Genomic DNA, 25,956 nt, shown 5'->3' with positions numbered 1-25,956 from the left:
CGTGGTTTGAGGCAATGGCGAGCGGCAAGGACGGGTCCAGATTAGCCAGGGAATGAGGCTCAATTTCGCTTGATGGCGGCTCCGAGCCGCGCCAGCGCCGTCTTCAGTTCTTCATCTTCGATGTCTCCCAGGCTTTCCGCCACCTTGGCGACGGCCTTGGGGTCCGGCGGCCCGGGCCGCACCGGGCGCGGCGGACGCGACAGCGGGGCCTGGCGGAAGGCGAGCTTGCCGACGGCGCTCCAGCCGAAGAAACGGTTGACCCGCTCCAGGATCACGTCGGCGGAATGCTGGATCTCCAGCGCCATCGGGCCCTCGACCCGCAGCACCAGCGTCGCCGGCTCCTGCGGCTGGCCCTCGACCGGCCGGGGCCATTGCATCTTCAGCGGCTCGGCATGGGCGGCGATCTCCGGTCCAGCAATCTGCTCCCACCGCGTCACCAGCTCGCGCGCGGCAAACCCCTGCTTGGCGTAGGCCTCGGCAAAGACGTCATTGAGCAGGATGCCGAGCGGCTTGGCGCTGACGGGGCCGGGTTTGAAGATGGGGCCGAATTTGGAGCCGAATTTGGACATGGGCCTTTATAGCACTTTAGCGGTTTGGCCGCATGCGCTTCGCTGTCATGGCCGGGCTTTGTGCCGCCTGCGCGGCCGAAGCCGCTTCGGCGAGGCGGAGGCCCGGCCATCCACGTTCTTCCTGCGAAGAAAGACGTGGATGCCCGCGACAAGCGCGCGCGTGACGTGGAGAGATCGGTATCAGGTCGCTACAGTAACAGCATGAGCCCGAAATCCGCCCTCAAGGCAAAGTCGGAACCAGTTCTGTCGGGAGCTTCGGCCCGCCCCGCACTGCTGCTCGCCTGGTACGACCGTCATCGCCGCAAGCTCCCCTGGCGCGCGGCGCCCGGGGAAACGTCCGATCCCTATCGCGTCTGGCTCTCCGAAATCATGCTCCAGCAGACCACGGTGAAGGCGGTCGGCCCTTACTTCGAAAAATTCGTCGCGCGCTGGCCTGAGGTGACGGCGTTGGGAAACGCCTCGCTGGACGAGGTGCTGCGGATGTGGGCCGGGCTCGGCTATTATTCGCGCGCGCGCAATCTTTATGCCTGTGCGGTGGCGGTGACGCGCGAGCACGGCGGTGTCTTTCCCGATACGGAGGAGGGGCTGCGTGCGCTACCGGGCATCGGTCCTTACACCGCGGCAGCGGTTGCGGCGATCGCGTTCGATCGCCACACCATGCCTGTCGACGGTAATATCGAGCGGGTGGTGTCGCGCCTGTTTGCGGTCGAGGAAGAGCTGCCGCAGGCGAAGCCACTGATCCGGCAACTGGCGGCAACGCTGCTGGCGAACTCCCGCGCCGGCGACAGTGCGCAGGCGCTGATGGATCTGGGCGCCTCGATCTGCACGCCGAGGAAGCCGGCCTGCGCGTTGTGTCCGTTCACTGCTGATTGTACGGCGCGCGCGCTGGGAACGCAGGAGACGTTTCCACGCAAGGCGCCGAAGAAGGGCGGGACGTTGCGGCGTGGCGCTGCCTTCGTCGTCACACGCGGCGACGAACTGCTGGTCCGCTCGAGGCCTGAAAGGGGCTTGCTCGGTGGCATGACGGAAGTGCCCGGCTCGGAATGGCGCGTCGAACAAGATGACGTGGCGGCAAAACAGCAGGCGCCTCAACTGAAGGGATTGTCGCGCTGGCAGCGCAAGGTCGGCGTGGTTGCCCACGTCTTCACGCATTTCCCGCTCGAGCTCGTGGTCTACACCGCGAAGGCCGAAGCGCGCACCCGCGCGCCCGAGGGCATGCGCTGGGTGCCGATCGCGACGTTGGCAGACGAGGCGCTGCCCAACGTCATGCGCAAGGTGATTGCGCACGCGCTGTCGTCGGGTCGATCGTCCTGACAACACGCTGGCAGCAGCGCTGCGCTATCAGCGCGCGAAACGGAAGCTGCCAATGGTCAAGACTGCGCTCGACAATTTCAAGAGGCCGCCTTGCGCCGAGCTGCTCGGATGGCGCCTGCTCGATGCCCGTCCCGAGGACGGCTGGATCAGGCTCGGCTTCGAGGGCAAGCCTGAGTTCTGCAACCCCGCCGGCTTCATCCAGGGCGGCATGCTTTCCGCCATGCTCGATGACACGATGGGCCCGGCCGTGCTGGTGATGAGCGAGGGCCGGCTCTACACCACGACCATCAGCATGACCGTGAACTTTCTCGGGCCCGCAAAGCCCGGACCGATCATCGGTGAGGCCAAGGTGACGCAGCTGGGCAAGACGATTGCGTTCGTCGAGGCCAGGCTGATGGCGGAGGACGGCACGGTGCTGGCGACGGCGAGCGCGAGCGAGCGGTTGCTGGAGGCGGCGCGGGTGGTGAAGTGACTGAGAGCTAGTCACGCGCTCCACTTCCTTCTCCCCTCCTGGGAGAAGGCGGTGCGAAGCGCCGGATGAGGGTTGCTTCAGCAAGCTCAAATGCAAGCGCGTCATTGGAGGCAACCGCTCACCCAAGTGAGCCTGCGTCCACCAGCGTCGCTGCCCTCTCCCACAAGGGCGAGGGCGCATCAACTCGCATCTCGCTCCGTGCAGAAAACTCACACCCCCACGCGCGCGTCCTTGCTCACGATCGGCGGTTTCGCATTCAGCGCTTCGACCTGGAAGCCCGCGACGCGCTTGTAGTTGGCGGCGATGTCTTCCAGCTCCTTTTGCGACAGCACGTCGGTGACGTTTTCAAAGCCGTCGGGCGCGCGTTCCTCGACGAGCTGCATCACCTGCTCCGGGCCGTTCCTGCGGTTGAGCAGCACGAGATCAGTGGTTGCCGGCCGTCGCTCGGCCTCATAGGCTTGCAGCGCCGCCTGTGTCGGGCCGTGCGCCAGGATCTCGCGGGTGATGGTGCGGGCATCGAGGATCGCCTGCGAGGCGCCGTTCGAGCCGATCGGGTACATTGGATGCGCGGCATCGCCCATCAGCGTGACCTTGCCGAAGGTCCATTGCGACACCGGATCGCGATCAACCAGCGGATATTCATAGGCGTGCGGGCAGTTCCTGATCAGGCCGGGCACGTCGAGCCAGTCGAACTGCCAGCTCTCGAACCAGGGCAGGAACTCGTCCAGCCGCGCGGTGCGGTTATAGTCCTCGCGCCGCCACTGGTAGGTCGGCGGCATGTGGCGCTCGGCGACCCAGTTGATCAGATGATTGCCTGATGCGTCCGGTTCCTTGGAAATCGGGTAGCAGACGAATTTCAGGATCTCATGGCCGGCCATGATCATGGTGCGGCCGGTGAGGAAGGCCTTTGACGGCGTCACGCCGCGCCAGAGGATGCGGCCGTTCCAGATCGGCGGTCCCTCGTCGGGATAGAGTTTTTCTCGCGCGGCGGAATGGATGCCGTCGGCGGCGACCATGATCGCGCCGTCGCAGGTGCCGGCAGGTTTGCCGGTTGCCCGGTCGACGAAGTCGGCGCGCACGCCATTGGCCGTCTCGGTCCAGCCGGCCAGATGATGGCTGGTGAGGATATTGTCGCGGCCGAGCCGCTCGACCGCGGTATCGAGCAGCAGCTGTTGCAGCGTGCCGCGATGGATCGAGAATTGCGGCCATTTGTAGCCGGCTTCCAGCCCGCGCGGCTCGCTCCAGATCGGCTTGCCGTGCTTGGAGAAATAAGCGAGCTCGCGGGTGCGCACGCCGCTGGCATCGAGCTTGTCCATCAGGCCGAGCTCGATCAGCTCGCGCACCGCATGCGGCAGCACGTTGATGCCGACGCCGAGCGGCTTCAGCGCGGCCACGCTCTCGAACACTTTCACGGGAACGCCGATTCCATGCAGGCTGAGCGCAAGCGTCAGCCCGCCGATGCCGCCGCCGGCGATGAGTACCGTCATGACAAACCCCTCCGATAGCAGGCGTCTTGGCACAGGCGGGCGGCGGTGGGCAACTGCGAAGAGCAGCCGTGCTATGGACCTGATGGTCCACAGCCGTTAACTTCCGGCTTTCCCATGAGGTTCGACATGCTCAAGCTCTACTACGCCACCGGCACCTGTGCGCTCGCCACCTACATCACCCTGGAAGAAGTCGGCGCGGACTACACGGCTGAACGGCTGAGCTTCAAGGACAACCAGCAGAACAGCCCTGAATATCTCGCCATCAATCCGAAGGGCCGCGTGCCGGCCCTTGTGACGGACCGCGGCGTCCTCACCGAGACGCCGGCGATGCTGGCCTACATCGCGCAAATCTTCCCCAAGGCGAAACTCGCGCCGCTCGACGATCCCTTTGAGTTTGCGCAGGCGCAGTCGTTCAACTCCTACCTCTGCTCGACCGTTCATATCAACCATGCCCACAAGTTACGCGGCGCGCGCTGGGCGACGCAGGAAAGCTCGTTCGCCGATATGAAGGCGATGGTGCCGAAGACCATGGGCGCCTGCTTCTCCCTGATCGAGCAGAGGATGTTCAGGGGGCCCTGGGTGATGGGCGATCAGTTCACCGTCTGCGACCCCTATCTCTACACGCTCTCGACCTGGCTCGAGGGCGACGGCGTCGACATCAACGCCACCCCGAAGATCGCGGATCACTTCAAGCGCATGTCGGACCGGCGCGCCGTGCGCAAGGTGATGGACGCGCAGAAGGCGTGAGAGCGCAGGTCTCGTAGGGTGGAATCCACCCTACGCGCCCTTCTTGTCCAGCTCCCGTCCCGTCTCGAGCATCAGCCGCCGCAACCAGATCGAGCCGGGATCCATCTGCGCCCGCGTCGGGTGGAACATGAACTGCTCGTCGATGCCGGGATCGAGCGGCGGCGTCACGGTGACCAGCCCGAGCTGCTTCGCCAGCGCCGTGATCAGCCGGCGCGGCACGAAGGCGACGAGGTCGGTGCGCGCGGCGACGTGCAGCGCTTCGAGATAGCTCGGCACCACCAGCGAGACATGCCGCTCGATGCCTTTGCTGCGCAGCCAGGTGTCGATCAGATCCTCAGCATTGCCGCGGATGACCACGCCGACATGGCGCGCAGCGAGGAACGTCTCGCGGCGCTTCAGCTTTGGCGCAAGCCGATGGCCGCGCCGCACCGCCAATGCGTCGCTGTCGGTGTAGAGCAGCTGGCGGTGAAAGCCCTTGAAGGCATTGCCGATCGAGATCACGAGGTCGATGGTGCGGGCGAACTCGGCGTGGAAGATCGCCGGTCCCCGCCACGGCACGACGTCGATGCGGACGTTGGGCGCAAGGCGCGTGACCTTCTCCATCAACGGCGGCATCAATAGTTCCACCGCGAGGTCAGGCATCATCAGACGGAAGGGCCGTTCGCTGCGCCCGGCGTCGAACTCGTCAGGCACGAACAGCCCGCGCACCTGGTCGAGCGCCTGCGCCAGCGGCGCGCGCAGCGCTTGCGCCCGCGGCGTCAGCTCCATCCGCGCGCCGGTACGCACCAGCAGCGGATCGCCGAAGATGTCGCGCAGGCGCTGCAGCGCATGGCTCGTTGCCGGCTGCGACAGCGAGATGCGCATGGCGGCACGGCTGACATTGGCCTCGCGCAGCAGCGCGTCGAGCGCGGTCAACAGATTGAGGTCGAGCGAATTCAAATTCATGAGGTGAATAGATATCATATCTACTATCGATTTGCAGAATTCTCGTCGCGCAGTGATGTTCTCCGGGTTGCCACTTCAGGAGATGCCGCCATGAGCGCGAACGCCAACAAGAAACTGATGCAGGATATTTTCGCCGCCGCCGCCGACCCCGATCCGTCGGCGCGCGATCGCGCGCTGTTCACCGCAAGCCTCGCCGACGACGCCAAATGGATCGTCACCGGTCAGTATTCCTGGTCGCGAACCTTCGCGGGCAAGGACGCGATCCTCAACGATCTGCACGGCTATGTCCGCTCCCGCCTGCGCGACCGCACGCGCACGATCGCCGAGCGCTTCATCGCCGATGGCGACATCGTCGTGGTCGAGGCCAAGGGCGACAACGTCACGCCCGAGGGCGTCCGCTACGACAACGACTATTGCCTCGTGTTCCGCCTGGAGGACGGCAAGATCAAGGAGATCCGCGAATACTGCGACTCGGTCCTGACCGAGACGGCGCTGGGCCGGTTCCCGCAAGCCCGGCCCGATCAGGAAGGATACCATTAACAAGTGTACTTCATGGTGCTGCCGCGGAGCGCGAGTCGCCGTGGGGGCGTTCGGCTGCTCGACTTCTTGGGGGCGGCATCATGCCGGGCATTCGTTTGAGGATCAGGGGACGTCTTTACGCCGGGTTTACGGCTCTTGCCGCGGTGGGGCTGGTCATGGCCCTGGTTGCGGTCTGGAACCTTCGGGCCGTCCAGGACCAGGTCGCGAGAATGTCGGCTTTCTCGGACCATGCAGCGCGCGTTCGGGAGATATCGATCCATCTCCAGGCGCTGCAGCGGGCCAATCTGCGCTATATCTACGATGCCAACGAGCCCGCCTTCAAGGAGGCCGCAGAACACGAGGCGGAGACGGTCGCGTTGCTGAAAGCGCAATCGGCGGAGTCGTTCTCGGAGGAGCGGCGCAAGATCTACGATGGTTTGATCGGCGATATCACCAAGCTGCAGTCGCTGCGCGAGCGCATGGGCGCCGCGGTCAAGGAGACGACGAAAGGCAAGGCCGCCCTGCTGCCAGGTGGCGAGGAACTCAACGCCAACGCCGGCAAGCTGGTCATCGCGGCCCATGGAACCCACGATACTGAGATCACGGGGCCCGTTGGCGACCTCGAATCCAAGATATTGCAAGCTCGTCTCGCGAGCTGGCGCTTCCTCGCCATGCGCGATTCCAAGGCAACCTCGACCTTCAGAGCCAATACCGAGAGGGCGCAGCAACGGATCACGGCGCTCCAGGAGGCCAGTCTGCCCGAGCAGGTCAAGTCTGCGCTCGCCCCGGTGAAGACCTCGCTGACTGCCTACCAGGCGGCGTTCGAGGCGACGTCCGCCGCGATCCTTGTGGCCGACGAGACTTTCCGCAACAACATCGCGCCCCTGATCGCTGCAAGTATCGACAAGCTCAAGGTGGCGGATTCCGAACTCACGGCCGAGTCCCAGAACACGCGGACGATCGCCGCCGGCGTGATCGCCCGCACGACATGGATTCAGGAGGCGGCAGGCGGTCTCGCCGTTCTGTTCGGCGCGATCGTCGCCTTCCTGATCGCCCGCAGCATCGTCGGGCCCCTGACCGCGATGACGCGCGCGATGGGGCGTCTCGCCGGCGGCGATCTCGCGGTCGAGATTCCCGGGCGCGGCAACAGGGACGAGATCGGCGACATGGCCAAGGCGATCGACGTGTTCAAGACCAACATGATCGACACCGAGCGGCTGCGGCATGAGCAGACCGAGGCCGAGGCGCGGCAGGCCGAGGATCGCAAGAAAGACATGGTCCGGCTCGCCGACCAGTTCGAGCAGGCGGTCGGAGAGATCGTCGACACCGTGTCGTCGGCCTCGAGCGAGCTCGAAGTCTCCGCCGGGACGCTGACCGCGACCGCGACCCGCGCCCAGGATCTCTCGACGGACGTCGCCTCCGCCTCGCAGGAAGCCACCGCCAACGTCCACGCCGTTGCCTCCGCCACCGAAGAGCTGTCCTCCTCCGTGAGCGAGATCGCGCGTCAGGTCCAGGAATCGGCCCGCATCGCCAGCGAGGCCGTGGGGCAGGCGACCAAGACCAATGCCCGCGTCGGCGAGCTCTCCAAGGCGGCCGCCCGCATCGGCGACGTTGTGGAGCTGATCAGCACCATCGCCGGCCAGACCAATCTCTTGGCGCTCAACGCCACCATCGAGGCGGCGCGCGCCGGCGAAGCCGGCCGCGGCTTTGCCGTGGTCGCTTCCGAAGTGAAGGCGCTGGCCGAGCAGACCGCAAAGGCCACCGGCGAGATCGCCCAGCAGGTCTCCGGCATTCAGGCCGCCACGGAGGAGTCCGTCGGTTCGATCCGCGAGATCAGCGGCACCATCGAGCGTCTCTCGGAAATCTCATCGGCCGTCGCCGCCGCTGTGGAGGAGCAGGGCGCCGCCACGCAGGAGATCTCCCGCAACGTCCAGCAGGCGGCCCATGGCACCCAGCGTGTCGCGACCAATATCGGTGACGTCCAGCGCGGCGCGACCGAGACCGGCTCGGCCTCCTCGCAAGTGCTCACGGCGGCGCGCTCGCTGTCTACGGACAGCAACCGTCTGAAGGTCGAGGTCGCAAAATTCCTGAACTCGGTCCGCGTCGCCTGAAGCTCAAGCAACAACGAAAAGGCCGGCGCGTGCGCGTGGCCTTTCATCGTGACGCGATGTGATCAGGCCAGTTTCGCCGTCATGTGCTTGAACATGTTGGCGCGCGCCTCGTCGTCCATCTCGGCCTTGAAGGCGAACTTGTCCTTCAGCGCGAGCGCGCGGCCGGCGGCCGGCCGCGCCGAGATCCAGTCGATCAGCCGCTTCACGTTCGGGTAGCGCGCAAAGGCGTCGTCGCCGAGCTTGAACGGCACCATCCGTGCCCAGCCCCACAGCGCCATGTCGACGATGGAGTAGGCGTCACCGACCATGTAGCTGCGCGCATTGAGGTGACCGTCGAGTATTTTGTAATGGCGATCGGTCTCGTACTGGTAGCGGTTATGGGCGTAGTCGTGGTTCTGGTCCTTTGGCGCAAAATGCTTGAAGTGCACCGCCTGGCCCGAATACGGCCCGACGCCCGTGGCCACGAACATCAGCCAGGACAGCAGCTCGGCGCGGTTGGCGGGCAGGAACTTGCCGGTCTTCTCGGCGAGATAGAGCAGGATCGCGTTGGAATCGAACACGATCGTGCCGTTGTCGTCGATCGCCGGCACCTTGGCGTTCGGATTGATCTTCAGATAATCAGGCGTGAACTGCTCGCCCTTGCGGGTGTCGATCTTCACCGGCTCGTACGCCAGCCCGGCCTCCTCGAGGAAGAGCGCGACCTTGGTCGGGTTCGGCGATCCGTTGAAATAGAATTTGAGCATCTGGCGTCTCCCCAGTTCTGGTGGTCACGGGCGGCCCTCTCATGCCCGAACCTTGTCAAGGGACGCAACCGGCGAGATTGCCGTACGGTCTCTGCGCGCGGCGCAGACCAGCTCGCGTCCTGGCAGGTGCCGTAGGGGGGAGCGTCGCTATTCCGCCGCCATGCCGGCGCGGATCTCGGCGCGGAGCTCGTCGATCAGCTTGAGCCCCTTCGTGGTCTCGACGTGCCAGAAGGTCCAGCCGTTGCAGGCCTGCGCGCCTTGCGCCACCGCGCCCATGCGGTGGATCGAGCCGACCTTGTCGCCGAACATGATGGCGCCGTCGGCACGAACCAGTGCGCCGAGCTTCTTCTTGGCGTCGAACAGTTTCGTGCCGGGCATGATCATGCCGCGCTCGATCAGCTCGGAGAACGCCACGCGAGGCGCTTCGCGCGCGGTCATGAACGGGGCGAGGCTTTCTTCCGGTAGCGGCTCGACCGCGGCGATGCGCGCTTCGGCGGCCTTCGCATAGGTCTTGTCGCGCTCGAAGCCGATATAGGATCGGCCGAGTCGCTTGGCGACGGCGCCGGTGGTGCCGGTGCCGTTGAAGGGATCGATCACGAGGTCGCCGGGCCTGGACGATGACAGCAGTACGCGTGCGAGCAGGCCTTCCGGCTTCTGCGTCGGATGCACTTTCTTGCCGTCGGCGCCCTTGAGGCGCTCCTCACCGGTGCAGAGCGGGATCAGCCAGTCGGAACGTGCCTGCACGTCCTCGTTGGCGGCTTTCAGCGCCTCGTAGTTGAAGGTGTAGCCCTTGGCCTTCTCGTCGCGCGCGGCCCAGATCATGGTTTCGTGCGCGTTGGTGAAACGGCGGCCGCGGAAATTCGGCATCGGGTTCGACTTGCGCCAGACGATGTCGTTCAGGAGCCAGAAGCCGAGGTCCTGCATGATCGCGCCGACGCGGAAGATGTTGTGATAGGAGCCGATCACCCAGATCGTCGCCGACGGCTTCATCGCGCGGCGCGCGGCCAGCAGCCAGGCGCGCGTGAAATCGTCATAGGCGGAGAAGGAATCGAACTTGTCCCAGTCGTCGTTGACGGCGTCGACGTGGGACTCGTCGGGCCGCTTGAGGTCGCCCTTGAGCTGGAGATTGTAGGGCGGATCGGCGAACACGAGATCGACCGAGCTGGCCTGGAGCTTCGACATCTCGGCGACGCAATCACCGATGACGATGTTGTGCGACGGAGACTCAAAATTTGTGCGGGGCGCCTTTGCAGACGCCCCGCGACGCGACACTACCATGACTCAAGAACTCTGACTCAGGCGACGCTGTCGGCGACGCGGGACCAAACAACCGACTGACCGTTACAATGAAGCCGCAAAGTAAAAATCGGCTTAACTCGCTGCTTTCGCGAGCAGGCCCCGCATCGCGTGTTGCACGCGAGAAGCTGAACGCATTTGCCGTATTTCATAGTGTGTTTCGTATTTTTTCGCGTTGCGGGCGTGGTTGAATCTGCCGATCGCTCCAAAATTCTCTCGGAAAAAAATGCTTGGCCCTCGGAAAAAATTGCTGGCGTCGCAGGCTGCCGCACTAGGCAATAATTGCCGAGCGGGATATTGATTAACACAATGGAAATTTTAGCTATGTGACGCGTTGAGGTTTTTGCGTTTCCGCGTGCCGACGCCGTATCATTGCCGATCTTAAGGGAAGCCCGCCATGCGCTACGATGATTTCCGCCGCAGCGACGACATCGAGGATCGTCGCGACGATGGTGGCGGAGGAATTGGCGGCGGTGGCGGCGGGTTTGGCCTGCCGATGGGCGGCGGCGGTCTCGGCATCGGCACCATCATCGTGCTCGGCCTGGTCGGCTATGCCTTCGGCATCGATCCGCGCATCCTGATTGGCGGCGCCGAGATCCTCACCGGCGGCGGCCAGGCGCCGAGCTACCAGAGCGACCGTCCGTCGAGCCAGGCCAAGCGCGGCGCGCCGACCGACGAGATGGGCAGCATGATCTCGGGCATCCTCGGCGAGATCGACGATCGCTGGAGCGAGATCTTCCAGGCCAGCGGGCAGTCCTACACCGGTCCGAAGGTCGTGCTGTTCCGCAACGTCACCAATGGCGGCCGCTGCGGCCGGGCCGAGTCGGCGATGGGGCCGTTCTACTGCCCGCCTGATCGTACCATCTTCCTCGACACCTCGTTCTTCCGCGAGGTCGAGACGCGCTTCCACGGCTGCTCCGGCAAGTCGGCGTGCAATTTCACCACCGCCTACATCATCGCGCATGAGGCCGGCCATCACATCCAGAACCTGCTCGGCATCATTCCGAAAGTGACGCGGCTGCAGCAGCAGGCCGGCAGCAAGGCCGAGTCGAATGCGCTGCAGGTGAAGGTCGAGCTCCAGGCCGATTGTCTGTCCGGCGTCTGGGTCAATCGCGAGGCGAAGAAGCGCCCGAACTTCCTCGAGGCCGGCGACATCGATGCCGCCCTGACCACAGCGAGCGCGATCGGCGACGATACGCTGCAGCGCCAGGCCACGGGACGCGTGGTGCCTGACTCCTTCACCCACGGCTCGGCCGCGCAGCGCAAGCAGTGGTTCATGACCGGCTATCAGCAGGGCACGCTGCAGGCCTGTAACACGTTCGGCGGCGGCGGGCCGTAGCCGGTCTCGTGCCCGGACGCAGTGGCGTCATCCCGGGGCGAACGCAAGTGCGTTCGTCCCGGGATGACGGCGCTGGCTGGGAAAGAAGGTATGTTGCAATGGCCTCGATCGACGAATCCAAGCAGTTCATCCCGCTCAACATCGCGGTGCTCACCGTCTCCGACACGCGTGCGCTTGCGGATGACAAATCCGGCCAGACGCTCGCCGATCGGCTCACCGCGGCCGGCCATCATCTTGCTGCGCGCGAGATCGTCACCGACGATGTCGAGGCGATCCGCGCCGTCATCCGCCGCTGGATCGCGGATGCCGGCGTCGACGTCGTCATCACCACCGGCGGCACCGGCTTCACCGGGCGCGACGTCACGCCCGAGGCAGTCGAGCCGCTGTTCGAGAAGCGCATGGACGGTTTCTCAATCGCCTTCCACATGCTGAGCCACGCCAAGATCGGCACCTCGACGATCCAGAGCCGCGCCACCGCCGGCGTGACGGCTGCGACCTACATCTTCTGCCTGCCTGGCTCGCCGGGCGCTTGCCGTGACGGTTGGGACGGCATCCTCGCGGCACAACTCGACTACCGCACGCGCCCCTGCAATTTCGTCGAGATCATGCCGCGGCTGGACGAGCATCTGCGAAGGCCGAAAGCGCAGGGTGCGACGGTGTAGGCGCGCTGGCGGCGAGCATCATTCGCAACCAAGCGCTGGGCATCGTAGGGTGGGGTAGCCCTGCGGTTCGCGAAGCGCAGACCGCGGGGCGTAACCCGCCACTTCCGTCACCGCGGAAACCAAAGAGGCGGGTTACGCATCGCGACCGCGCTTCGCGCCGTCGTGACGCTAACCCACCCTACCAGAGTGCGCCGGGCATCGCGCAGCTACAGATCCATTTCCCACGTCTCGCCCATCAGATCGTGCCCAAAACTGTGATGCGGCTTGGACGCGACCAGCTCGAAGCCGGCGCTCTTGTAGATGCTGCGTGCCGCCACCAGAATGCTCTGCGTCCAAAGCGTCATCCTGCTGTAGCCGCGCTCGCGCGCGCCCTGGATGCATTGCTCGACCAGCGCGCGACCGACGCCGAGGCCGCGTGCATTCTTCTCCACCTGCAACAGCCGGAGCTTGGCGATCTCCCCGGTCGCCTTCACCAGGAAGATCGAGCCGACCGGCTCGCCGCCGACTTCCGCGATCCAGCAGTGCTCGCGCGCGGCGTCGTATTTCTTGATGAACTCTGCGCAGATCTCGGCGACCAGTGCCTCGTAGCTGATGTCCCAACCGTAGTCAGCAGCATAGGCGGCGCCCTGCTTGGAGATGACCCAGCCCATGTCACCGACGCGATGGCTGCGCAGCACGACGGAAGCGGGTTGGCTTCGACGTTGCTCCAAAACCGTCTCGATGGTCGCCATGGCCTGCGTGAGCCGCGTTGCATCGCCGGCCGGAAGCCGGGCCAGCATCGCGGCGACCTCGTTTTGCGAGCTCAGGTTCAGCTCGGCGAAGGCCTGGCGGCCCTTGGCGGTGAGGCTGAGCTGGTATTGCCTGCGATCCACAGGGAGGGGCCGTCGCGTGATGAGCCCCTTTTCCTCGAAGTTTTGGACGATGCGGCTGAGATAGCCGGGATCGAGACCGAGCTCGTTGCCGATCTCCTTCGCCGAAACGTCGTCGCGATGCGCCAGCTCGTAGATGACGCGAGCCTCGCTGAGAGAAAACGCGCTCCTTCCAAGATGCTGGTCGAGCACACCGAGCTTGCGGGTATAGAAGCGGTTGAAGGCGCGAATTGCTGCGATCTGGTCGTCGATACCGTCAATTGCCATGAGACACCTCGATACTTGCCATTGTCAAACAACTATTTGACTTTGGCAAGTATTGATGCGCTCATCCCACCATGACGATCCGGCTGCGCAGCAGCGTCCGGGAGGACCGGCCGAGCCGTCTGAGCAGCTTGGCCTCGGAACGATGGGCCTGCGGCGGATAGCCCCCGATCCGGTCGTAATGATCACGCGCAATCAAAAGCCCCTGGTCGCCGAGCGGGCCGATCAGCTTGCGCGCCACGGCGCGCAGAAAGTCGCCGAAGTCGGTATCGGCGTAAGGCGAGCGGGCGTAGCGGAACACGGCCGCACGATCCCGGCCGCTGGCCGCGACCGCCTGGATGAACTGGGTGGTCTCCTCGATCCAGCCGGTTTCCAGCACGGCCCCGGCGGGAAGGAACATCAGCCAGGGCGAGCGGGCCTGGAGCGCGCCGGCGGCAAGCGCTGCGCCTTGCGAAGATCCCTCGCAGCCGATGAACCGGCAGCCCGCGACGTCGGCAACGCGCTCGATGACGCCATTGCCGGTGCCGTCGACCAGCAGAACTTCCTTGACGATGCCGGTCGCCGCGCCGGGTACCAGCGCGGCGAGAGTTGCGACCGCCGTCTGTTCGACGCCTTCGGTCGGTATGATGACGCTCAGCATGATTGAGGCTTCAATGTCCGCACTTCGGGAGAAGCGTAACTTGTTATGATCTTGTCATAAACACGCGGCGTTGCCGAGCGCAACTTTCCGCGGGCAGTTCGGCGTGCGATGGTGAACGGCCGCTCGTCTATCGCAGCTGAATGTGTCGCGCGTGGGGTGGCGATGTTGCCGAATGTTTCGGCAAATCCAATGTTCGTGACCTTCAAACTGCGCCTTTCTCGGCCGATATCATCAGGGTGAGGACGCCACTGCGCTGAGCAAGATGTGTCTATGAACGCCGATCAACTTCCCGTTGGCACCACGCCAACATCGCCGAAGCCGGACGTCGCGCCGACCTTGCGGATCCGCGCCGTGATGCTGGGCGAACGCATCAACGCGTCGAACCTCGAACTCGGCACGCTGGTGTCCTCGACGCCCGCCGCCTTTCGCGTCCATGCCGGCCTTGTGGTGATCTTCCGCTATGGCGTCGTGGTGCTGATCGGCCTGCTTCCCTCCGAGGAGAAGGTTCTGCTCGACGGCCTGAAGTCCCGTATCACCGGCGAGTTCAGCCCTATCGAGGAGGAAACCGCGCAGGCGCAGCTCTGCAAGGACGAAAACGCCGAGGCGATCCAGCCGGGCGGGCCGATCTGCCTCGCCAAGTTTTCCGACGAACGGCTGCTGCTGATCGCCGACGCGCTCGCCAAGAGCACCTCGCTGGCGCGCGACGAGCGGCGTGTCGCTGCCGTCTTCGATGTCATCGAGCCCTTCGCGCGGGAACTCGCCGAGAAGGGGCGGACCTCGCGGCGGCGGAAGGGCATTCTGCAACTGATCGGCAATGCGCTGCTGGTCCAGCAGCGGGTCGCCGGCCGCGTCGCTGTTGCCGAGAAGCCCGATGCGCTCTGGGAGAAGCCGCAACTCGACCGCCTCTACGCGCGGCTCGAAGACGAATACGAGTTGAAGGAGCGTCTCGACACGCTCGAGCGCAAGATCACCGTCATCGCGGAGACGGCCGATGCGCTGACCGATATCATCGACACCCAGCGCTCGCTGCGGCTCGAGATTGCAGTGGTCGTGCTGATCGTGATCGAGGTGGCGATCGGGTGTTTCCAGATTTTTGAAGGGATTCACTGAGCGAGGCGAGTTTGGTGGCGCTGCAAGCCGAGGACGCGGTTCACCTCTTCCGCAGGGAGAGGTCGGATCGCATCGTAAGATGCGATCCGGGTGAGGGGTTACGGAGTCGCTGAATTGCGCGTCCCATCACTCGCATTGCTGCGCAACCCGCTCTCCCCGCCGGGCAGAGCCGAACTCTGCGGCTGCCCATCGTATCATCTCACGAATGTGCTTGCAGCGTCCGTCGACCGCAGCACTGCAACGCAATGCCGCGCGATTGCCAGCTCTTCGTTGGTCGGGATCACGAACACGTCGACCGCGCTGTATTCGTCGCTGATGCGTTCGCGCCCCTGATCATTCGCCGCATCATCGATGCGCAGCCCGAGCCACCCAAGCCGTTCGCCGATCGCGCTGCGGATCTCCTTCGCGTGCTCGCCGATGCCGCCGGTGAAGACGAGACCGTCCAGTCCGCCGAGCGTGTTCGCCATCACCGCGATCTCCTGCGCCGCACGGAAGGTGAAGAGATCGACGGCTTCTCGTGCTCCGGACTCGCTGCTTGCGAGCAGCGTGCGCATGTCCGCGGAGAGACCGGAGACGCCGAGCAGGCCTGACTCGTGGTAGAGCAGGTGCTGCAAATCCTCGGCTGACATCCTTTCGTGCTGCAGCAGATAGAGCAGCACGCCGGGATCGATCGTGCCGCAGCGGGTGCCCATCACCAGGCCGTCGAGCGGCGTCAATCCCATCGTGGTGTCGAGGCTGCAGCCATCGCGAAGTGCGCAGAGACTCGCGCCATTGCCGAGATGGGCAATCACGATGCGCTCGGCGGCAAGCTCCGGCGCGATGTCCGCGAGCCTGCCCGCGACATATTCGAAGGAGAGCCCATGAAAGCCGTAGCGTCGCAGCCCGCGCGCCTCATAGCGCTTCGGAATCGCGAAGCGGCTCGCGGGCGGCGTCAGGCCGTGATGGAAGGCGGTGTCGAAGCAGGCGATCTGCATCAGGGAGGGGCGGATCGCCCTGATGGCACGGACCGGTGCAAGGCAACGCGGCTGATGTAGCGGCGCAAGCGGCGTGAGCGCGTCCAGCCGGGCATAGACCTGGTCGGTCAGGGTCACAGGACCCGAATAGTCCGGACCACCATGGACGATGCGGTGACCTAAGGCCCGCAAGGAAGCTTCGCCGAAACGGTCCTCGATGAAGGCGAGCACATCAGCGAACAGACGGCCGCCGTCATCATCCGATGCCGTGCGTTGCTTCTCGAACAGCGTCTCGCCCGTTGGGCTCTTCGCCACCAGTCGCGGCCTGGTTTCATGCTCATCGAGCAGGCCCTTGCAAAGCAGTGAGGGCTCGCATCGCACGATCTCGAACAGGCCGAACTTGATGCTCGACGAGCCTGCGTTGAGGACGAGGACCAGATCGGACATGGCGCTCAATCGCCGGCTTCGGCCGGTGTGGTGCCGCCGGAGCTGTTCTGCCAGATCCATTCCTGAATCTCCGGCATATCCTCGCCGTGCATGCGCACGTAGCGCGAATGCTCGATCAGTTTGTCGCGAAATTGCTGCTTCACATGCGCGGCCTTGGTGGCCAGATCAGGCACGCGCTCGATCGCCTCGATCGCGAGGTGGTAACGGTCGAGTCCGTTGAGCACGACCATGTCGAACGGCGTCGTCGTGGTGCCTTCCTCGGCGAAGCCGCGCACATGCATGCCGGCATGGTTGGTGCGGCTGTAGGTGAGACGGTGGATGAGGTAGGGATAGCCGTGATAGGCGAAGATGACCGGCTTGTCCTTCGTGAACAGGCTGTCGAAGTCGCGATCGCTCAGGCCATGCGGATGCTGCTCATTCGGTTGCAGCGTCATGAGGTCGACGACGTTGACGACGCGGATCCTGAGATCCGGCAGCGCCTTGCGCAGCAGCTCGACCGCCGCGAGCGTCTCCAGCGTGGGGACATCGCCGGCGCAGGCCATCACCACGTCGGGCTCGCCCTTGGCGTCCTCGGTGCCGGCCCAGGTCCAGATGCCGATGCCGGCATCGCAATGCGTTGCGGCCTCCTGCATCGGGAGCCATTGCGGCGCCGGCTGCTTGCCGGCGACGATGACGTTGATGCGGTCATAGGTGCGCAGGCAATGATCGGCGATCCACAGCAGCGTGTTGGCGTCAGGCGGGAGGTAGATGCGGACGATGTCGGCTTTCTTGTTGGCGACGAGGTCGACAAAGCCAGGGTCCTGGTGGCTGAAGCCGTTATGGTCCTGGCGCCAGACATGGGAGGTCAGGAGATAATTCAGCGAGGCGATCGGCCGCCGCCAGGGCAGGTGCCGCGTCACCTTCAGCCATTTGGCGTGCTGATTGAACATGGAATCCACGATGTGGATGAAGGCCTCGTAGCAGGAGAAGAAGCCGTGCCGGCCGGTGAGGAGATAGCCCTCGAGCCAGCCTTGGCAGAGATGCTCGCTCAACACCTCCATGACGCGGCCGTCTTGCGCGAGATGGACGTCGTAAGGCACGGTCGGCTCCATCCAGACGCGTTCGGTCGCGTCGAACACGGCATCGAGCCGGTTTGAGGCGGTCTCGTCCGGGCCCATGATGCGGAAGTTGCGCTCGTCCGCGTTGAGACGAACGACGTCGCGCAAAAATTTGCCGAGTTCGCGCGTCGCTTCCGCCGTGACTCCGCCGGGCTCCGGCACCTCGACTGCAAACTCTCGGAAGTTCGGCAGCTTCAGCTCCTTCTTGAGGAGCCCGCCATTGGCGTGCGGATTGGCGCCCATGCGCCTGTTGCCTTCGGGTGCGAGCGCCTGAAGCTCGGCAACGAGCGCGCCGCTCTCGTCGAACAGCTTTTCCGGCTCGTAGCTGCGCATCCAGTCGTCGAGAATCTTCAGATGCGCTGGATTTTCGCGGCAGTTCGCCACGGGCACCTGATGGGCGCGCCAGAAGCCTTCGACTTTCTTGCCGTCGACCTCCTTCGGGCCGGTCCAGCCCTTCGGGCTCCGCAGCACGATCATCGGCCAGCGCGGCAGCTCGATCGTGTTGCGGCCGTCTCGGGCGTGCTGCTGGATCGAGCGGATGCTGGCGAGCGCAAGGTCGAGCGCATCTGCCATGGCGCGGTGCATCAGCTTGGGATCGTGGCCCTTGACGAGCAGCGGTTCATGGCCGAGCCCACGGAAGAGTTCACGGATCTCGCTGTCGGGCATCCGGCCGAGCACGGTCGGATTGGCGATCTTGTAGCCATTGAGGTGGAGGATCGGCAGGACCGCGCCGTCATGCGCTGGATTGAGGAACTTGTTCGAATGCCAGGACGCGGCGAGCGGGCCGGTCTCGGCCTCGCCGTCGCCGACGACGCAGGCCACGATCAGATCAGGATTGTCGAACGCCGCGCCATACGCGTGCACCAGCGCGTAGCCGAGCTCGCCGCCTTCGTGGATCGAGCCTGGCGTTTCCGGTGCTGCGTGGCTCGGAATGCCGCCGGGGAAGGAGAACTGCCTGAAAAGTTTCCGCAATCCGTCCGCATCGCGCCCGATATCAGGATAGATCTCGCTGTAGCTGCCTTCGAGATACGCGTTGGCGACCATTCCCGGGCCGCCATGGCCGGGACCGCAGACATAGATCATGTCGACGTCCAGCGCGCGGATGACGCGGTTGAGATGGGCGTAGATGAAGTTCAGCCCCGGCGTCGTGCCCCAATGGCCGAGCAGGCGCGGCTTGATGTGCTCGGGCCGGAGCGGCTCGCGCAGCAGCGGATTGTCCAGAAGGTAGATTTGCCCGACAGAGAGATAGTTCGCCGCGCGCCAGTAGCGATCAAGGAGATCGAGGTCACTGCTTGCAGCAGCCTGTTGTCGTCGAGATGTCATGATCCTGCCGACCTTTACCAGGGATCGTCACCAACCGGGTTCCGGCGAGATCGATCCTTCTCCTGCATCAAACCGGACCGAGGTCACGCGGTGTTGCGTGAGGTCAACGGCGTGCGCCCGAACTTTGGGCAGCGCTACTGTGCATGGGGTTGTTTTCGTCTTTTGGATTCTTGTTCTTGATTTGTTCCTTTGTCGTGCTATCTTGATGGCATGAGTCCAGCATCTTCTTCTGCTCTCAAGCACCCGCCGGTCACGGCGCCCTCCGAGCCGGCGGGTGCGCCTTCCGATTTCCCCGAGCTCGGCCTCGCCATCGATCGCGTGCGCAGGCGCGGGCGGGGCGCGCAGTCCAACGCCAGCGGCCGCTACGAGGCCGAGGCCCGCGTCGCCTTCGACGATGGCTGGCAGAGCCTTGAAGAGTTGCCGCCGTTCAAGACCACGGTCGCGGTGGACACCTCGCGCAAGGTGATCACCCGCAACGATTCTCCCGACATCGGCTTCGACCGTTCGATCAATCCCTACCGTGGTTGCGAGCACGGCTGCGTCTATTGCTTCGCGCGGCCGACGCATGCCTATCTCGGCCTGTCGGCGGGGCTCGACTTCGAGTCAAAGCTGTTTGCCAAGCCGGAGGCGCCAGTTCTGCTCGAGAAGGAACTCGCGGCCTCAGGCTACGAGCCGCGGATGATCGCGATCGGCACCAACACCGATCCGTATCAGCCGATCGAGCGCGAGCGCAAAATCATGCGCGGGATTCTCGAAGTGCTGGAGCGCACCGGCCATCCCGTCGGCATCGTCACCAAATCTGCGCTGGTCACACGCGACATCGACATTCTCGCCCGCATGGCCAAGCGCAACCTGGCCAAGGTCGCAATCTCGGTGACCTCGCTCGATCCGAAGTTGGCGCGCACCATGGAGCCAAGGGCCTCGACGCCGCCGAAGCGGCTGCAGGCGCTGAAGCAGCTTTCGGAGGCCGGCATTCCCACCACCGTGATGGTCGCGCCCGTGATCCCCGCGCTGAACGATTCCGAGATCGAGCGCATTCTCGATGCCGCCACGCATGCCGGCGTCAAGGAAGCCTCCTACGTGCTGCTGCGGCTGCCGCTCGAGGTGCGCGATCTCTTCCGCGAATGGCTGATGGCGAATTATCCGGACCGCTATCGCCACGTCTTCACGTTGATCCGCGACATGCGCGGCGGCCGCGACTACGATTCGAAATGGGGCGAGCGCATGAAGGGGACCGGCCCGATGGCCTGGACCATCGGCCGCCGCTTCGAGATCGCCTGCGATCGGCTCGGGCTCAACAAGCGCCGCTCGAAGCTGACCACGGATCATTTTGCGCGGCCGAAGTTGAACGGCGAGCAGCTCAGCCTGTTCTGAGCGGGACGAGCGAGGTGTGTGATGAGCAAGGAACTGCCGGCTCCCGTGCCGCGACTGACGGTGATCACGCTTGGTGTGCGTGACATCCGCGCCAGCATCGCCTTCTACGCCGCACTCGGTTTTTCGCGCCGGCTGAAGGTAACAGGCGAGGCCGTGGCGTTCTTCGACACCGGCGGCCCGGTGCTCGGCCTGTTTCCGTGGGCCCAGCTCGCCGATGACGCCAGACTGCCGGACCAGCCGAGGCCGACGACGTTCCGCGGCATCACGCTCGCCTGGAACTGCGCCTCGCGCGAGGAGGTCGATGCCGTGCTGGCTTTTGCGCTTCGGACGGGCGCGGTCTTGCTGAAGGCTGCGCACGAGACCGATTATGGCGGCTATTCCGGGTATTTTGCCGATCCCGATGGCCATCCCTGGGAGGTCGTCGTGGCGCCCGGCATCGAGGTCGGCGACGACAGGCGCGTGCATCTGACCGAGTAGGGCGGTTCATCTGAATAACGGGAATTGTCTGGGGTTCCCGGTTGCGCGGGCGGGCCGGCTTGCGCACGATCCCGGCCATGATTCGGGACAAGTCCAGTAAGACGCCGGCCAAAGATGCGCCGCAGAACGCGGTTGCGCAAAAGGCGGCCAAGGCGCCGCCTGCCAAAGCCAGCTTCCGCCGCGAGCGCGCGCTGATCAAGCGCGGCGTGTGGCCGATCGCGGGCTGCGACGAGGCCGGCCGCGGGCCGCTCGCCGGTCCCGTGGTGGCGGCCGCGGTGATTCTCGATCCCGACCGCATCCCGCGTGGCATCGACGATTCCAAGCGATTGACTGTGGAAGAGCGCGAAAAGCTGTTCGACAAGATCTGCGCCACCGCGCAAGTCTCGGTCGCCGTGGCTTCGCCCGCGCGCATCGACCGCGACAACATCCTGCGTGCCTCGCTCTGGGCGCTGAAGCGCGCGGTGGTTGCTCTACCAGAGGCGCCGAAGCACGTCTTCGTCGATGGCCGCGACCGGCTCGACACGCCCTGCGACTGCGAGGCCGTGATCGGCGGCGACGGCATCGTACTTTCGATTGCGGCCGCTTCCATCGTCGCCAAGGTGACGCGTGACCGGTTAATGTGCGCGCTGGCGCAGGATTGCCCCGGCTATGGCTTCGAGCAGCACAAGGGCTACGGGGTCCCCGAACATCTCGACGCGCTGAACCGCCTCGGACCGACCGTTCACCACCGCAGCTTCTTCGCCCCGGTCGCCGCCGCACGCGCCAAGCACATGCCCTGGACAGTCTTGCCCGAGCGGGAACTGTTCGATGTCACCGCGATCGAGGTGCAGGTCCAGACGACAGTTGAAATCGATGCGTCCGCGGGCCTCTAGACCAGACGGTCGTTGCCACGACGCGTGTCGCCCTTTATCAAAACAGGTGTGAGCGAATAGGGCCGGCTGGACGGGTTGGCTGCATCTTGCGGGCGTTGCATGCGGTTTACCTCCCTGGTCATCGAGCTCATTCGCGCCCGGCCGCGGCTGATCGTCTGGATTGCCGTGCTGCTTCAAGCCGCGATGTGGTTGCTGGTGGCGCTGCTGTTCTATCGCAGCCCGCCGGGCAGCCTCGCGACCCTGCTGGCCTTCGGCAGGGAATACCAGGTCGGCACCGATCTGGGGCCGCCGCTGTCAATCTGGCTCGCCGATATCGCCTACCGGGCCGCCGGGGGCCATATGTTCGGCGTCTACGTCCTGGCCGAGATCTGCGAGATCGCCACCTTCATCGCGCTCTACCACCTGGCACGCGCCGTCGTCGGCGGCCAGCAGGCGGTGCTCGTCGTTCTTCTGACCATGACGCTGCTGGTCTTTTCCTCGTCGGCGCTCGACTTCGGACCTTTGGTGCTGGCCCGGCCGTTGTGGGCGCTGTTGCTGCTGCATTCCTGGCAGATCATCGGCCAGCGCCGCAATAATGCCTGGTTCGCCTGGTCGATCGAGGCCGGCCTGCTGCTCCTGACCACGCCGGCCGCGATCTTCCTGCTCGCGTTGCTCGTCGTATTCGCATTCGCGACCGCCGGCGGTCGCCGGACCTTGCACGCGCTCGATCCGCTGTTTGCGGTCATCGTCGTCGCCGTGCTGGCGCTACCCTATGCGGTCTGGCTGATGCGCGCCGAGACCCTTGTGCTGCCAGCCTTGCCGCAAGTGGCCGACATCGGCGCCCGTGCGAACCATGCCGCCTGGCTGCTTGGCGGCCTCGTGCTCGGCGCCATCGCAGTCCCGGTGCTGACCTTCCTCAACACCCCCCTGTTCGCCGGCAAGTGCGAGGACGCGCCGATCATCTACCGGCCGCCGGTCGAGCCGCTGGCCCGCCACTTCGTCTATTTCTTTGCGCTGGCGCCGGCGCTCGGCGGCGTCCTGCTCGCCGGCCTGTTCGGGCTCGATGCCGTCGTCGGCGGCGCCGGTATCGTGTTGATCATGTCGGGTCTCGCGACGGTCGTGGTATCGGGCGATCTCATCGCGATGCGCCGCGCTCGTATGCTGCGCACGGTGTGGGCGGCGGCCGTCCTGGCACCCGCTGTCGGCGTCGTACTGGCCGTGCTGTTGCTGCCCTGGAGCGGCACTGGCGAGATCGCGACCTCGATGCCGGCCCGTGCGATCTCCGACTTCTTCGACGACAGCTTTGCCCGCCGGACCAACCATCGCCTGCGCGCGGTGGCCGGCGACACGCAGCTTGCAAGCCTGATCGCGCTGCATTCCGGCCGGCCGCATCTCTTCATCGATGCTGATCCCGCGCGTACGCCGTGGATGTCACAGGCAAAGTTCAACGAGAGTGGCGGCGTCGTGGTCTGGCGCGCGTCCGACACCGCCGGCACCCCGCCGCCCGACATCCTCGCGCGCTTCCCCGGCATCGTGCCCGAAGTGCCGCGGGCTTTCGAATGGCTTGTCACCGGACGCCAGCAATTGCTGCGCATCGGCTGGGCCATTGTGCGGCCGAAGGCGACGTGAGTACGAGCGCTTGCTAGCCCGCCAGCGCCTTGGCGATTGCCCGCAGATCCTGCCAGGCGAGGCGTTTGTAGGACGGCGAGCGCAGCAGATAGGCCGGATGAAACGTCGGCAGCGCCCGTATGGTGCGTGTGCCCGTGTCGTACTCGAACCAGCGCCCGCGCGTACGCATGATGCCTTCGCGCGTCGACAGCAGCGTCTGCGTCGAGGGATTGCCGAGCGTCACCAGCACGTCGGGATTCACCAGCTCGATATGACGCCGGATGAAGGGCAGGCAGATTTGCGTCTCCTGCGGGGTCGGCGTGCGGTTGCCGGGCGGCCGCCAGGGGATGACATTGGTGATGTAGGCCGTGCTGCGGTTGAGGCCTATGGCGCCGATCATCAAATCGAGCAGTTTGCCGCTGCGCCCGACGAAGGGCAGTCCCTCGATGTCCTCGTCCCGGCCCGGTGCCTCGCCGACGAACATGATGCGCGCTTGCGGATTGCCGTCGGCGAACACCAGCCGCGTCGCCGTGTGTTTGAGCGCGCAGCCCTCGAACCCCTGCATCAGTTCGCGCAGCGCCTCGAGAGTCGGCGCGCCGCGGGCAGCCTCGCGCGCAGCGGAGATCGCGACGTCGGGCGCCGGTGCGGCCTCGCCGCGCGTCACCACAGGCGCGGCGACAGCTCGCGGAGGCTCGGCCGGCGCAGCGCGAGGAGCGGGCGGCGGGGCATCTAATTCCGCCAGGCGGTCGATCGGCTGCTCTGCGAGCGCGCAGTCGACACCGGCCTCCAGGTAGAAGGCAAGAAGCTCTCGGACGGTGGGTGCGGGCTCGGGGATCATTGGGAAAGTCAGACTATTAGTTCATCTTAGGACGCCTTGCATCCCAGCGGAACGCATTTCCGTAGTTGTCCTACCCGGAAAAATCGGAAACAAGGGAGCGCAAATGACAAGGAACCGTCTCAAGGGCTGAGATCAGATGAGCACCGAAGAACTTCCCCCGCGCGAATCCATGGAATTCGACGTCGTCATCGTCGGCGCCGGTCCCTCGGGTCTGGCGGCCGCGATCCGGCTGAAGCAGATCAATGCCGATCTCAACGTCGTCGTCGTGGAGAAGGGCTCCGAGGTCGGTGCGCACATTCTTTCCGGCGCGGTGATCGACCCGGCCGGGCTCGACAAGCTGATCCCGGACTGGCGCGACGATGCGGATTGCCCGCTGAAGACGCAGGTCAAGGACGACCGCTTCTATTGGATGACGGGTGGCGGTGCCATCAAGCTGCCGAATTTCATGATGCCGCCGCTCATGAACAACCATCATTGCTATATCGGCTCGCTCGGCAATGTCTGCCGCTGGCTGGCGCGCAAGGCCGAGGCGCTCGGTGTCGAGATCTATCCGGGCTTTGCCGCAGCCGAAGTGCTCTATGACGAAAAGGGCGCGGTGAAGGGCATCGCCACCGGCGACATGGGCATCGGCCGCGACGGCAAGCCAAAGGACTCGTTCACCCGCGGCATGGAGCTGCTCGGCAAGTACACGCTGTTTGCCGAAGGCGCGCGCGGCAGCCTGAGCAAGCAACTGATCGCCAAGTTCGCGCTCGATGCGAAGAGCGAGCCGCCCAAGTTCGGCATTGGCCTCAAGGAGGTCTGGCAGATCGATCCCGGCAAGCATCAGAAGGGCTTGATCCAGCATTCGTTCGGCTGGCCGCTCGACCTGAAGACCGGCGGCGGTTCGTTCCTCTATCACTACGACGACAATTTGGTCGCCGTCGGCTTCGTCGTGCATCTGAACTACGACGATCCGTATCTGTCGCCGTTCGACGAGTTCCAGCGCTTCAAGACGCACCCGTCGATCCGCGGTACCTTCGAAGGCGCCAAGCGCCTCGCTTACGGCGCGCGTGCCATCACCGAAGGCGGTTATCAGTCGGTGCCGAAGCTGACCTTCCCCGGCGGCGCGCTGGTTGGCTGCGCGGCCGGCTTCGTCAACGTGCCGCGCATCAAAGGCGTGCACAATGCGATGGGCACCGGCATGTTGGCTGCCGAGCATGTCGCAGCCGCGCTCGCGGCTGATCGCGCCAACGACGAGGTCATCGATTACGAGAACGCCTGGCGTTCCTCGTCGGTCGGCAGGGACCTGTTCCTGGTCCGCAACGTCAAGCCGCTCTGGTCGAAGTTCGGCACCGTGCTCGGCGTTGCGCTCGGCGGTTTCGACATGTGGTTCAACACGCTGTTCGGCACCTCGCTGTTCGGCACCCAGTCGCACGTGAAGCCCGATCGCGCCACGCTCGATCCGGCCAAACAGCATGCGCCGAAGAACTACCCGAAGCCGGATGGCAAGATCTCCTTCGACAAGCTCTCCTCGGTGTTCCTCTCCAACACCAATCACGAGGAGGACCAGCCGGTCCATCTGAAGGTGACGGACATGAACCTGCAGAAGACCTCCGAGCATGATGTGTTCGCCGGTCCGTCGAATCGCTATTGCCCGGCCGGAGTCTACGAATGGGTCGAGGACGGCGGGAGCCCGCGCTACCAGATCAACGCGCAGAACTGCGTCCATTGCAAAACCTGCGACGTGAAGGACCCCAACGGCAACATCACCTGGGTCCCTCCGGAGGGCGGCGGCGGACCGAACTACGAGGCGATGTAAGGACGCGCCCAGCGGCCAAACAGGTCCGGAGGGCGATGTAACGCACGTTCGCGTGAGAACGGGGGCATCACGGGGGCCCCCGGCCACGATAAGGCCATAGTGG

The 25,956-nt window shown here is 65.1% G+C and carries 23 protein-coding genes; 13 read left to right on the top strand and 10 right to left on the bottom strand.

Annotation, left to right across the window (positions count from 1 at the left end):
- Positions 1 to 59: 59 nt before the first annotated feature.
- Positions 60 to 569, bottom strand: a complete 510-nt coding sequence (locus ACVWZ4_RS02810; protein ID WP_456702079.1) for a DUF721 domain-containing protein — start codon at positions 567 to 569, stop codon at positions 60 to 62.
- 201 nt (positions 570 to 770) lie between these two features.
- Between ACVWZ4_RS02810 and mutY the strand changes: the two genes are divergently transcribed.
- Positions 771 to 1,883 carry an A/G-specific adenine glycosylase gene (mutY, locus tag ACVWZ4_RS02805; RefSeq protein WP_456739805.1) on the top strand — a complete coding sequence of 371 codons (1,113 nt, stop codon included), beginning with the start codon at positions 771 to 773 and terminating at the stop codon, positions 1,881 to 1,883.
- A gap of 52 nt (positions 1,884 to 1,935) precedes the next feature.
- Positions 1,936 to 2,355, top strand: a complete 420-nt coding sequence (locus ACVWZ4_RS02800; protein ID WP_456739804.1) for a PaaI family thioesterase — start codon at positions 1,936 to 1,938, stop codon at positions 2,353 to 2,355.
- 209 nt (positions 2,356 to 2,564) lie between these two features.
- Here the strand turns inward: ACVWZ4_RS02800 and ACVWZ4_RS02795 are convergent, their stop codons facing one another.
- Entirely contained in the window at positions 2,565 to 3,842 is a 1,278-nt protein-coding gene (locus tag ACVWZ4_RS02795) for a flavin-dependent oxidoreductase (RefSeq protein ID WP_456739803.1), read from the bottom strand.
- A gap of 126 nt (positions 3,843 to 3,968) precedes the next feature.
- Here ACVWZ4_RS02795 and ACVWZ4_RS02790 point away from each other — a divergent pair, with 126 nt between their 5' ends.
- The gene (locus ACVWZ4_RS02790) at positions 3,969 to 4,589 is read left to right on the top strand and encodes a glutathione S-transferase family protein (RefSeq protein WP_456702082.1); all 621 of its coding nucleotides are present in this window, start codon (positions 3,969 to 3,971) and stop codon (positions 4,587 to 4,589) included.
- A gap of 30 nt (positions 4,590 to 4,619) precedes the next feature.
- Here ACVWZ4_RS02790 and ACVWZ4_RS02785 read toward each other — a convergent pair whose 3' ends face one another.
- Positions 4,620 to 5,534 (bottom strand): LysR family transcriptional regulator, encoded by a 915-nt coding sequence (locus ACVWZ4_RS02785; protein WP_456739802.1) that lies wholly within the window; start codon positions 5,532 to 5,534, stop codon positions 4,620 to 4,622.
- Between the two features lie 90 nt (positions 5,535 to 5,624).
- On the opposite strand from ACVWZ4_RS02785, the gene ACVWZ4_RS02780 reads away from it, so the two are divergent.
- Positions 5,625 to 6,074, top strand: a complete 450-nt coding sequence (locus ACVWZ4_RS02780; protein ID WP_456737872.1) for a nuclear transport factor 2 family protein — start codon at positions 5,625 to 5,627, stop codon at positions 6,072 to 6,074.
- Positions 6,075 to 6,154: 80 nt separating this feature from the next.
- On the top strand, positions 6,155 to 8,164 hold the full coding sequence (locus ACVWZ4_RS02775) for a HAMP domain-containing methyl-accepting chemotaxis protein (protein ID WP_456737873.1): 2,010 nt from the start codon (positions 6,155 to 6,157) through the stop codon (positions 8,162 to 8,164).
- Positions 8,165 to 8,226: 62 nt separating this feature from the next.
- Here ACVWZ4_RS02775 and ACVWZ4_RS02770 read toward each other — a convergent pair whose 3' ends face one another.
- Together ACVWZ4_RS02770 and ACVWZ4_RS02765 are read right to left on the bottom strand one after the other, a co-directional pair.
- Positions 8,227 to 8,907 carry a glutathione S-transferase family protein gene (locus ACVWZ4_RS02770; protein WP_456739801.1) on the bottom strand — a complete coding sequence of 227 codons (681 nt, stop codon included), beginning with the start codon at positions 8,905 to 8,907 and terminating at the stop codon, positions 8,227 to 8,229.
- A 147-nt stretch (positions 8,908 to 9,054) separates the two neighbouring features.
- Entirely contained in the window at positions 9,055 to 10,185 is a 1,131-nt protein-coding gene (locus ACVWZ4_RS02765; RefSeq protein ID WP_456739800.1) for a DNA methyltransferase, read from the bottom strand.
- A gap of 415 nt (positions 10,186 to 10,600) precedes the next feature.
- Between ACVWZ4_RS02765 and ypfJ the strand changes: the two genes are divergently transcribed.
- Complete coding sequence (gene ypfJ / locus ACVWZ4_RS02760) at positions 10,601 to 11,542, top strand: KPN_02809 family neutral zinc metallopeptidase (protein ID WP_456702088.1); 942 nt, start codon at positions 10,601 to 10,603, stop codon at positions 11,540 to 11,542.
- A gap of 98 nt (positions 11,543 to 11,640) precedes the next feature.
- Entirely contained in the window at positions 11,641 to 12,204 is a 564-nt protein-coding gene (gene moaB / locus ACVWZ4_RS02755) for a molybdenum cofactor biosynthesis protein B (RefSeq protein WP_456739799.1), read from the top strand.
- Positions 12,205 to 12,410: 206 nt separating this feature from the next.
- On the opposite strand, the gene ACVWZ4_RS02750 is transcribed toward moaB, so the two are convergent.
- Both ACVWZ4_RS02750 and ACVWZ4_RS02745 read right to left on the bottom strand, forming a co-directional pair.
- Entirely contained in the window at positions 12,411 to 13,340 is a 930-nt protein-coding gene (locus ACVWZ4_RS02750) for a bifunctional helix-turn-helix transcriptional regulator/GNAT family N-acetyltransferase (protein WP_456739798.1), read from the bottom strand.
- Positions 13,341 to 13,401: 61 nt separating this feature from the next.
- Positions 13,402 to 13,977: a glycosyl transferase gene (locus ACVWZ4_RS02745; protein ID WP_456702091.1), complete on the bottom strand. Its 576-nt coding sequence runs from the start codon at positions 13,975 to 13,977 to the stop codon at positions 13,402 to 13,404.
- A 270-nt stretch (positions 13,978 to 14,247) separates the two neighbouring features.
- Between ACVWZ4_RS02745 and ACVWZ4_RS02740 the strand changes: the two genes are divergently transcribed.
- The gene (locus tag ACVWZ4_RS02740) at positions 14,248 to 15,087 is read left to right on the top strand and encodes an RMD1 family protein (protein ID WP_456702092.1); all 840 of its coding nucleotides are present in this window, start codon (positions 14,248 to 14,250) and stop codon (positions 15,085 to 15,087) included.
- Between the two features lie 194 nt (positions 15,088 to 15,281).
- Here the strand turns inward: ACVWZ4_RS02740 and ACVWZ4_RS02735 are convergent, their stop codons facing one another.
- A complete protein-coding gene (locus ACVWZ4_RS02735; protein ID WP_456739797.1) occupies positions 15,282 to 16,487 on the bottom strand; it encodes an acetate/propionate family kinase in 1,206 nt (401 codons plus the stop codon).
- A 5-nt stretch (positions 16,488 to 16,492) separates the two neighbouring features.
- Entirely contained in the window at positions 16,493 to 18,907 is a 2,415-nt protein-coding gene (locus tag ACVWZ4_RS02730; protein WP_456737878.1) for a phosphoketolase family protein, read from the bottom strand.
- Between the two features lie 210 nt (positions 18,908 to 19,117).
- Here ACVWZ4_RS02730 and ACVWZ4_RS02725 point away from each other — a divergent pair, with 210 nt between their 5' ends.
- From ACVWZ4_RS02725 to ACVWZ4_RS02710, 4 genes are all read left to right on the top strand, one after another.
- Positions 19,118 to 20,281 carry a PA0069 family radical SAM protein gene (locus ACVWZ4_RS02725; protein WP_456789960.1) on the top strand — a complete coding sequence of 388 codons (1,164 nt, stop codon included), beginning with the start codon at positions 19,118 to 19,120 and terminating at the stop codon, positions 20,279 to 20,281.
- 21 nt (positions 20,282 to 20,302) lie between these two features.
- Entirely contained in the window at positions 20,303 to 20,758 is a 456-nt protein-coding gene (locus ACVWZ4_RS02720) for a VOC family protein (protein ID WP_456702096.1), read from the top strand.
- 77 nt (positions 20,759 to 20,835) lie between these two features.
- Positions 20,836 to 21,630, top strand: a complete 795-nt coding sequence (locus tag ACVWZ4_RS02715; protein ID WP_456737880.1) for a ribonuclease HII — start codon at positions 20,836 to 20,838, stop codon at positions 21,628 to 21,630.
- Between the two features lie 99 nt (positions 21,631 to 21,729).
- Positions 21,730 to 23,238 carry a glycosyltransferase family 39 protein gene (locus ACVWZ4_RS02710; RefSeq protein WP_456739796.1) on the top strand — a complete coding sequence of 503 codons (1,509 nt, stop codon included), beginning with the start codon at positions 21,730 to 21,732 and terminating at the stop codon, positions 23,236 to 23,238.
- A gap of 13 nt (positions 23,239 to 23,251) precedes the next feature.
- Here the strand turns inward: ACVWZ4_RS02710 and ACVWZ4_RS02705 are convergent, their stop codons facing one another.
- Positions 23,252 to 24,055, bottom strand: coding sequence for a uracil-DNA glycosylase (locus tag ACVWZ4_RS02705; protein ID WP_456739795.1), 804 nt, complete (start codon positions 24,053 to 24,055; stop codon positions 23,252 to 23,254).
- A gap of 136 nt (positions 24,056 to 24,191) precedes the next feature.
- Here ACVWZ4_RS02705 and ACVWZ4_RS02700 point away from each other — a divergent pair, with 136 nt between their 5' ends.
- Positions 24,192 to 25,853: an electron transfer flavoprotein-ubiquinone oxidoreductase gene (locus ACVWZ4_RS02700; protein ID WP_456739794.1), complete on the top strand. Its 1,662-nt coding sequence runs from the start codon at positions 24,192 to 24,194 to the stop codon at positions 25,851 to 25,853.
- Positions 25,854 to 25,956: the final 103 nt, after the last annotated feature.

This window comes from Bradyrhizobium sp. USDA 4472, assembly GCF_054058595.1.
The sequence above is the reverse complement of the archived record's forward strand: the minus strand, read 5'-3'. Positions and strand labels throughout refer to the sequence as shown.

Excerpts from the sequence above, each read along its gene's own strand:
- ACVWZ4_RS02810 (WP_456702079.1), bottom strand. The coding sequence starts at position 569 with ATGTCCAAATTCGGCTCCAAATTCGGCCCCATCTTCAAACCCGGCCCC.
- mutY (WP_456739805.1), top strand. The coding sequence starts at position 771 with ATGAGCCCGAAATCCGCCCTCAAGGCAAAGTCGGAACCAGTTCTGTCG.
- ACVWZ4_RS02800 (WP_456739804.1), top strand. The coding sequence starts at position 1,936 with ATGGTCAAGACTGCGCTCGACAATTTCAAGAGGCCGCCTTGCGCCGAG.
- ACVWZ4_RS02795 (WP_456739803.1), bottom strand. The coding sequence starts at position 3,842 with ATGACGGTACTCATCGCCGGCGGCGGCATCGGCGGGCTGACGCTTGCG.
- ACVWZ4_RS02790 (WP_456702082.1), top strand. The coding sequence starts at position 3,969 with ATGCTCAAGCTCTACTACGCCACCGGCACCTGTGCGCTCGCCACCTAC.
- ACVWZ4_RS02785 (WP_456739802.1), bottom strand. The coding sequence starts at position 5,534 with ATGAATTTGAATTCGCTCGACCTCAATCTGTTGACCGCGCTCGACGCG.
- ACVWZ4_RS02780 (WP_456737872.1), top strand. The coding sequence starts at position 5,625 with ATGAGCGCGAACGCCAACAAGAAACTGATGCAGGATATTTTCGCCGCC.
- ACVWZ4_RS02775 (WP_456737873.1), top strand. The coding sequence starts at position 6,155 with ATGCCGGGCATTCGTTTGAGGATCAGGGGACGTCTTTACGCCGGGTTT.
- ACVWZ4_RS02770 (WP_456739801.1), bottom strand. The coding sequence starts at position 8,907 with ATGCTCAAATTCTATTTCAACGGATCGCCGAACCCGACCAAGGTCGCG.
- ACVWZ4_RS02765 (WP_456739800.1), bottom strand. The coding sequence starts at position 10,185 with ATGGTAGTGTCGCGTCGCGGGGCGTCTGCAAAGGCGCCCCGCACAAAT.
- ypfJ (WP_456702088.1), top strand. The coding sequence starts at position 10,601 with ATGCGCTACGATGATTTCCGCCGCAGCGACGACATCGAGGATCGTCGC.
- moaB (WP_456739799.1), top strand. The coding sequence starts at position 11,641 with ATGGCCTCGATCGACGAATCCAAGCAGTTCATCCCGCTCAACATCGCG.
- ACVWZ4_RS02750 (WP_456739798.1), bottom strand. The coding sequence starts at position 13,340 with ATGGCAATTGACGGTATCGACGACCAGATCGCAGCAATTCGCGCCTTC.
- ACVWZ4_RS02745 (WP_456702091.1), bottom strand. The coding sequence starts at position 13,977 with ATGCTGAGCGTCATCATACCGACCGAAGGCGTCGAACAGACGGCGGTC.
- ACVWZ4_RS02740 (WP_456702092.1), top strand. The coding sequence starts at position 14,248 with ATGAACGCCGATCAACTTCCCGTTGGCACCACGCCAACATCGCCGAAG.
- ACVWZ4_RS02735 (WP_456739797.1), bottom strand. The coding sequence starts at position 16,487 with ATGTCCGATCTGGTCCTCGTCCTCAACGCAGGCTCGTCGAGCATCAAG.
- ACVWZ4_RS02730 (WP_456737878.1), bottom strand. The coding sequence starts at position 18,907 with ATGACATCTCGACGACAACAGGCTGCTGCAAGCAGTGACCTCGATCTC.
- ACVWZ4_RS02725 (WP_456789960.1), top strand. The coding sequence starts at position 19,118 with ATGAGTCCAGCATCTTCTTCTGCTCTCAAGCACCCGCCGGTCACGGCG.
- ACVWZ4_RS02720 (WP_456702096.1), top strand. The coding sequence starts at position 20,303 with ATGAGCAAGGAACTGCCGGCTCCCGTGCCGCGACTGACGGTGATCACG.
- ACVWZ4_RS02715 (WP_456737880.1), top strand. The coding sequence starts at position 20,836 with ATGATTCGGGACAAGTCCAGTAAGACGCCGGCCAAAGATGCGCCGCAG.
- ACVWZ4_RS02710 (WP_456739796.1), top strand. The coding sequence starts at position 21,730 with ATGCGGTTTACCTCCCTGGTCATCGAGCTCATTCGCGCCCGGCCGCGG.
- ACVWZ4_RS02705 (WP_456739795.1), bottom strand. The coding sequence starts at position 24,055 with ATGATCCCCGAGCCCGCACCCACCGTCCGAGAGCTTCTTGCCTTCTAC.
- ACVWZ4_RS02700 (WP_456739794.1), top strand. The coding sequence starts at position 24,192 with ATGAGCACCGAAGAACTTCCCCCGCGCGAATCCATGGAATTCGACGTC.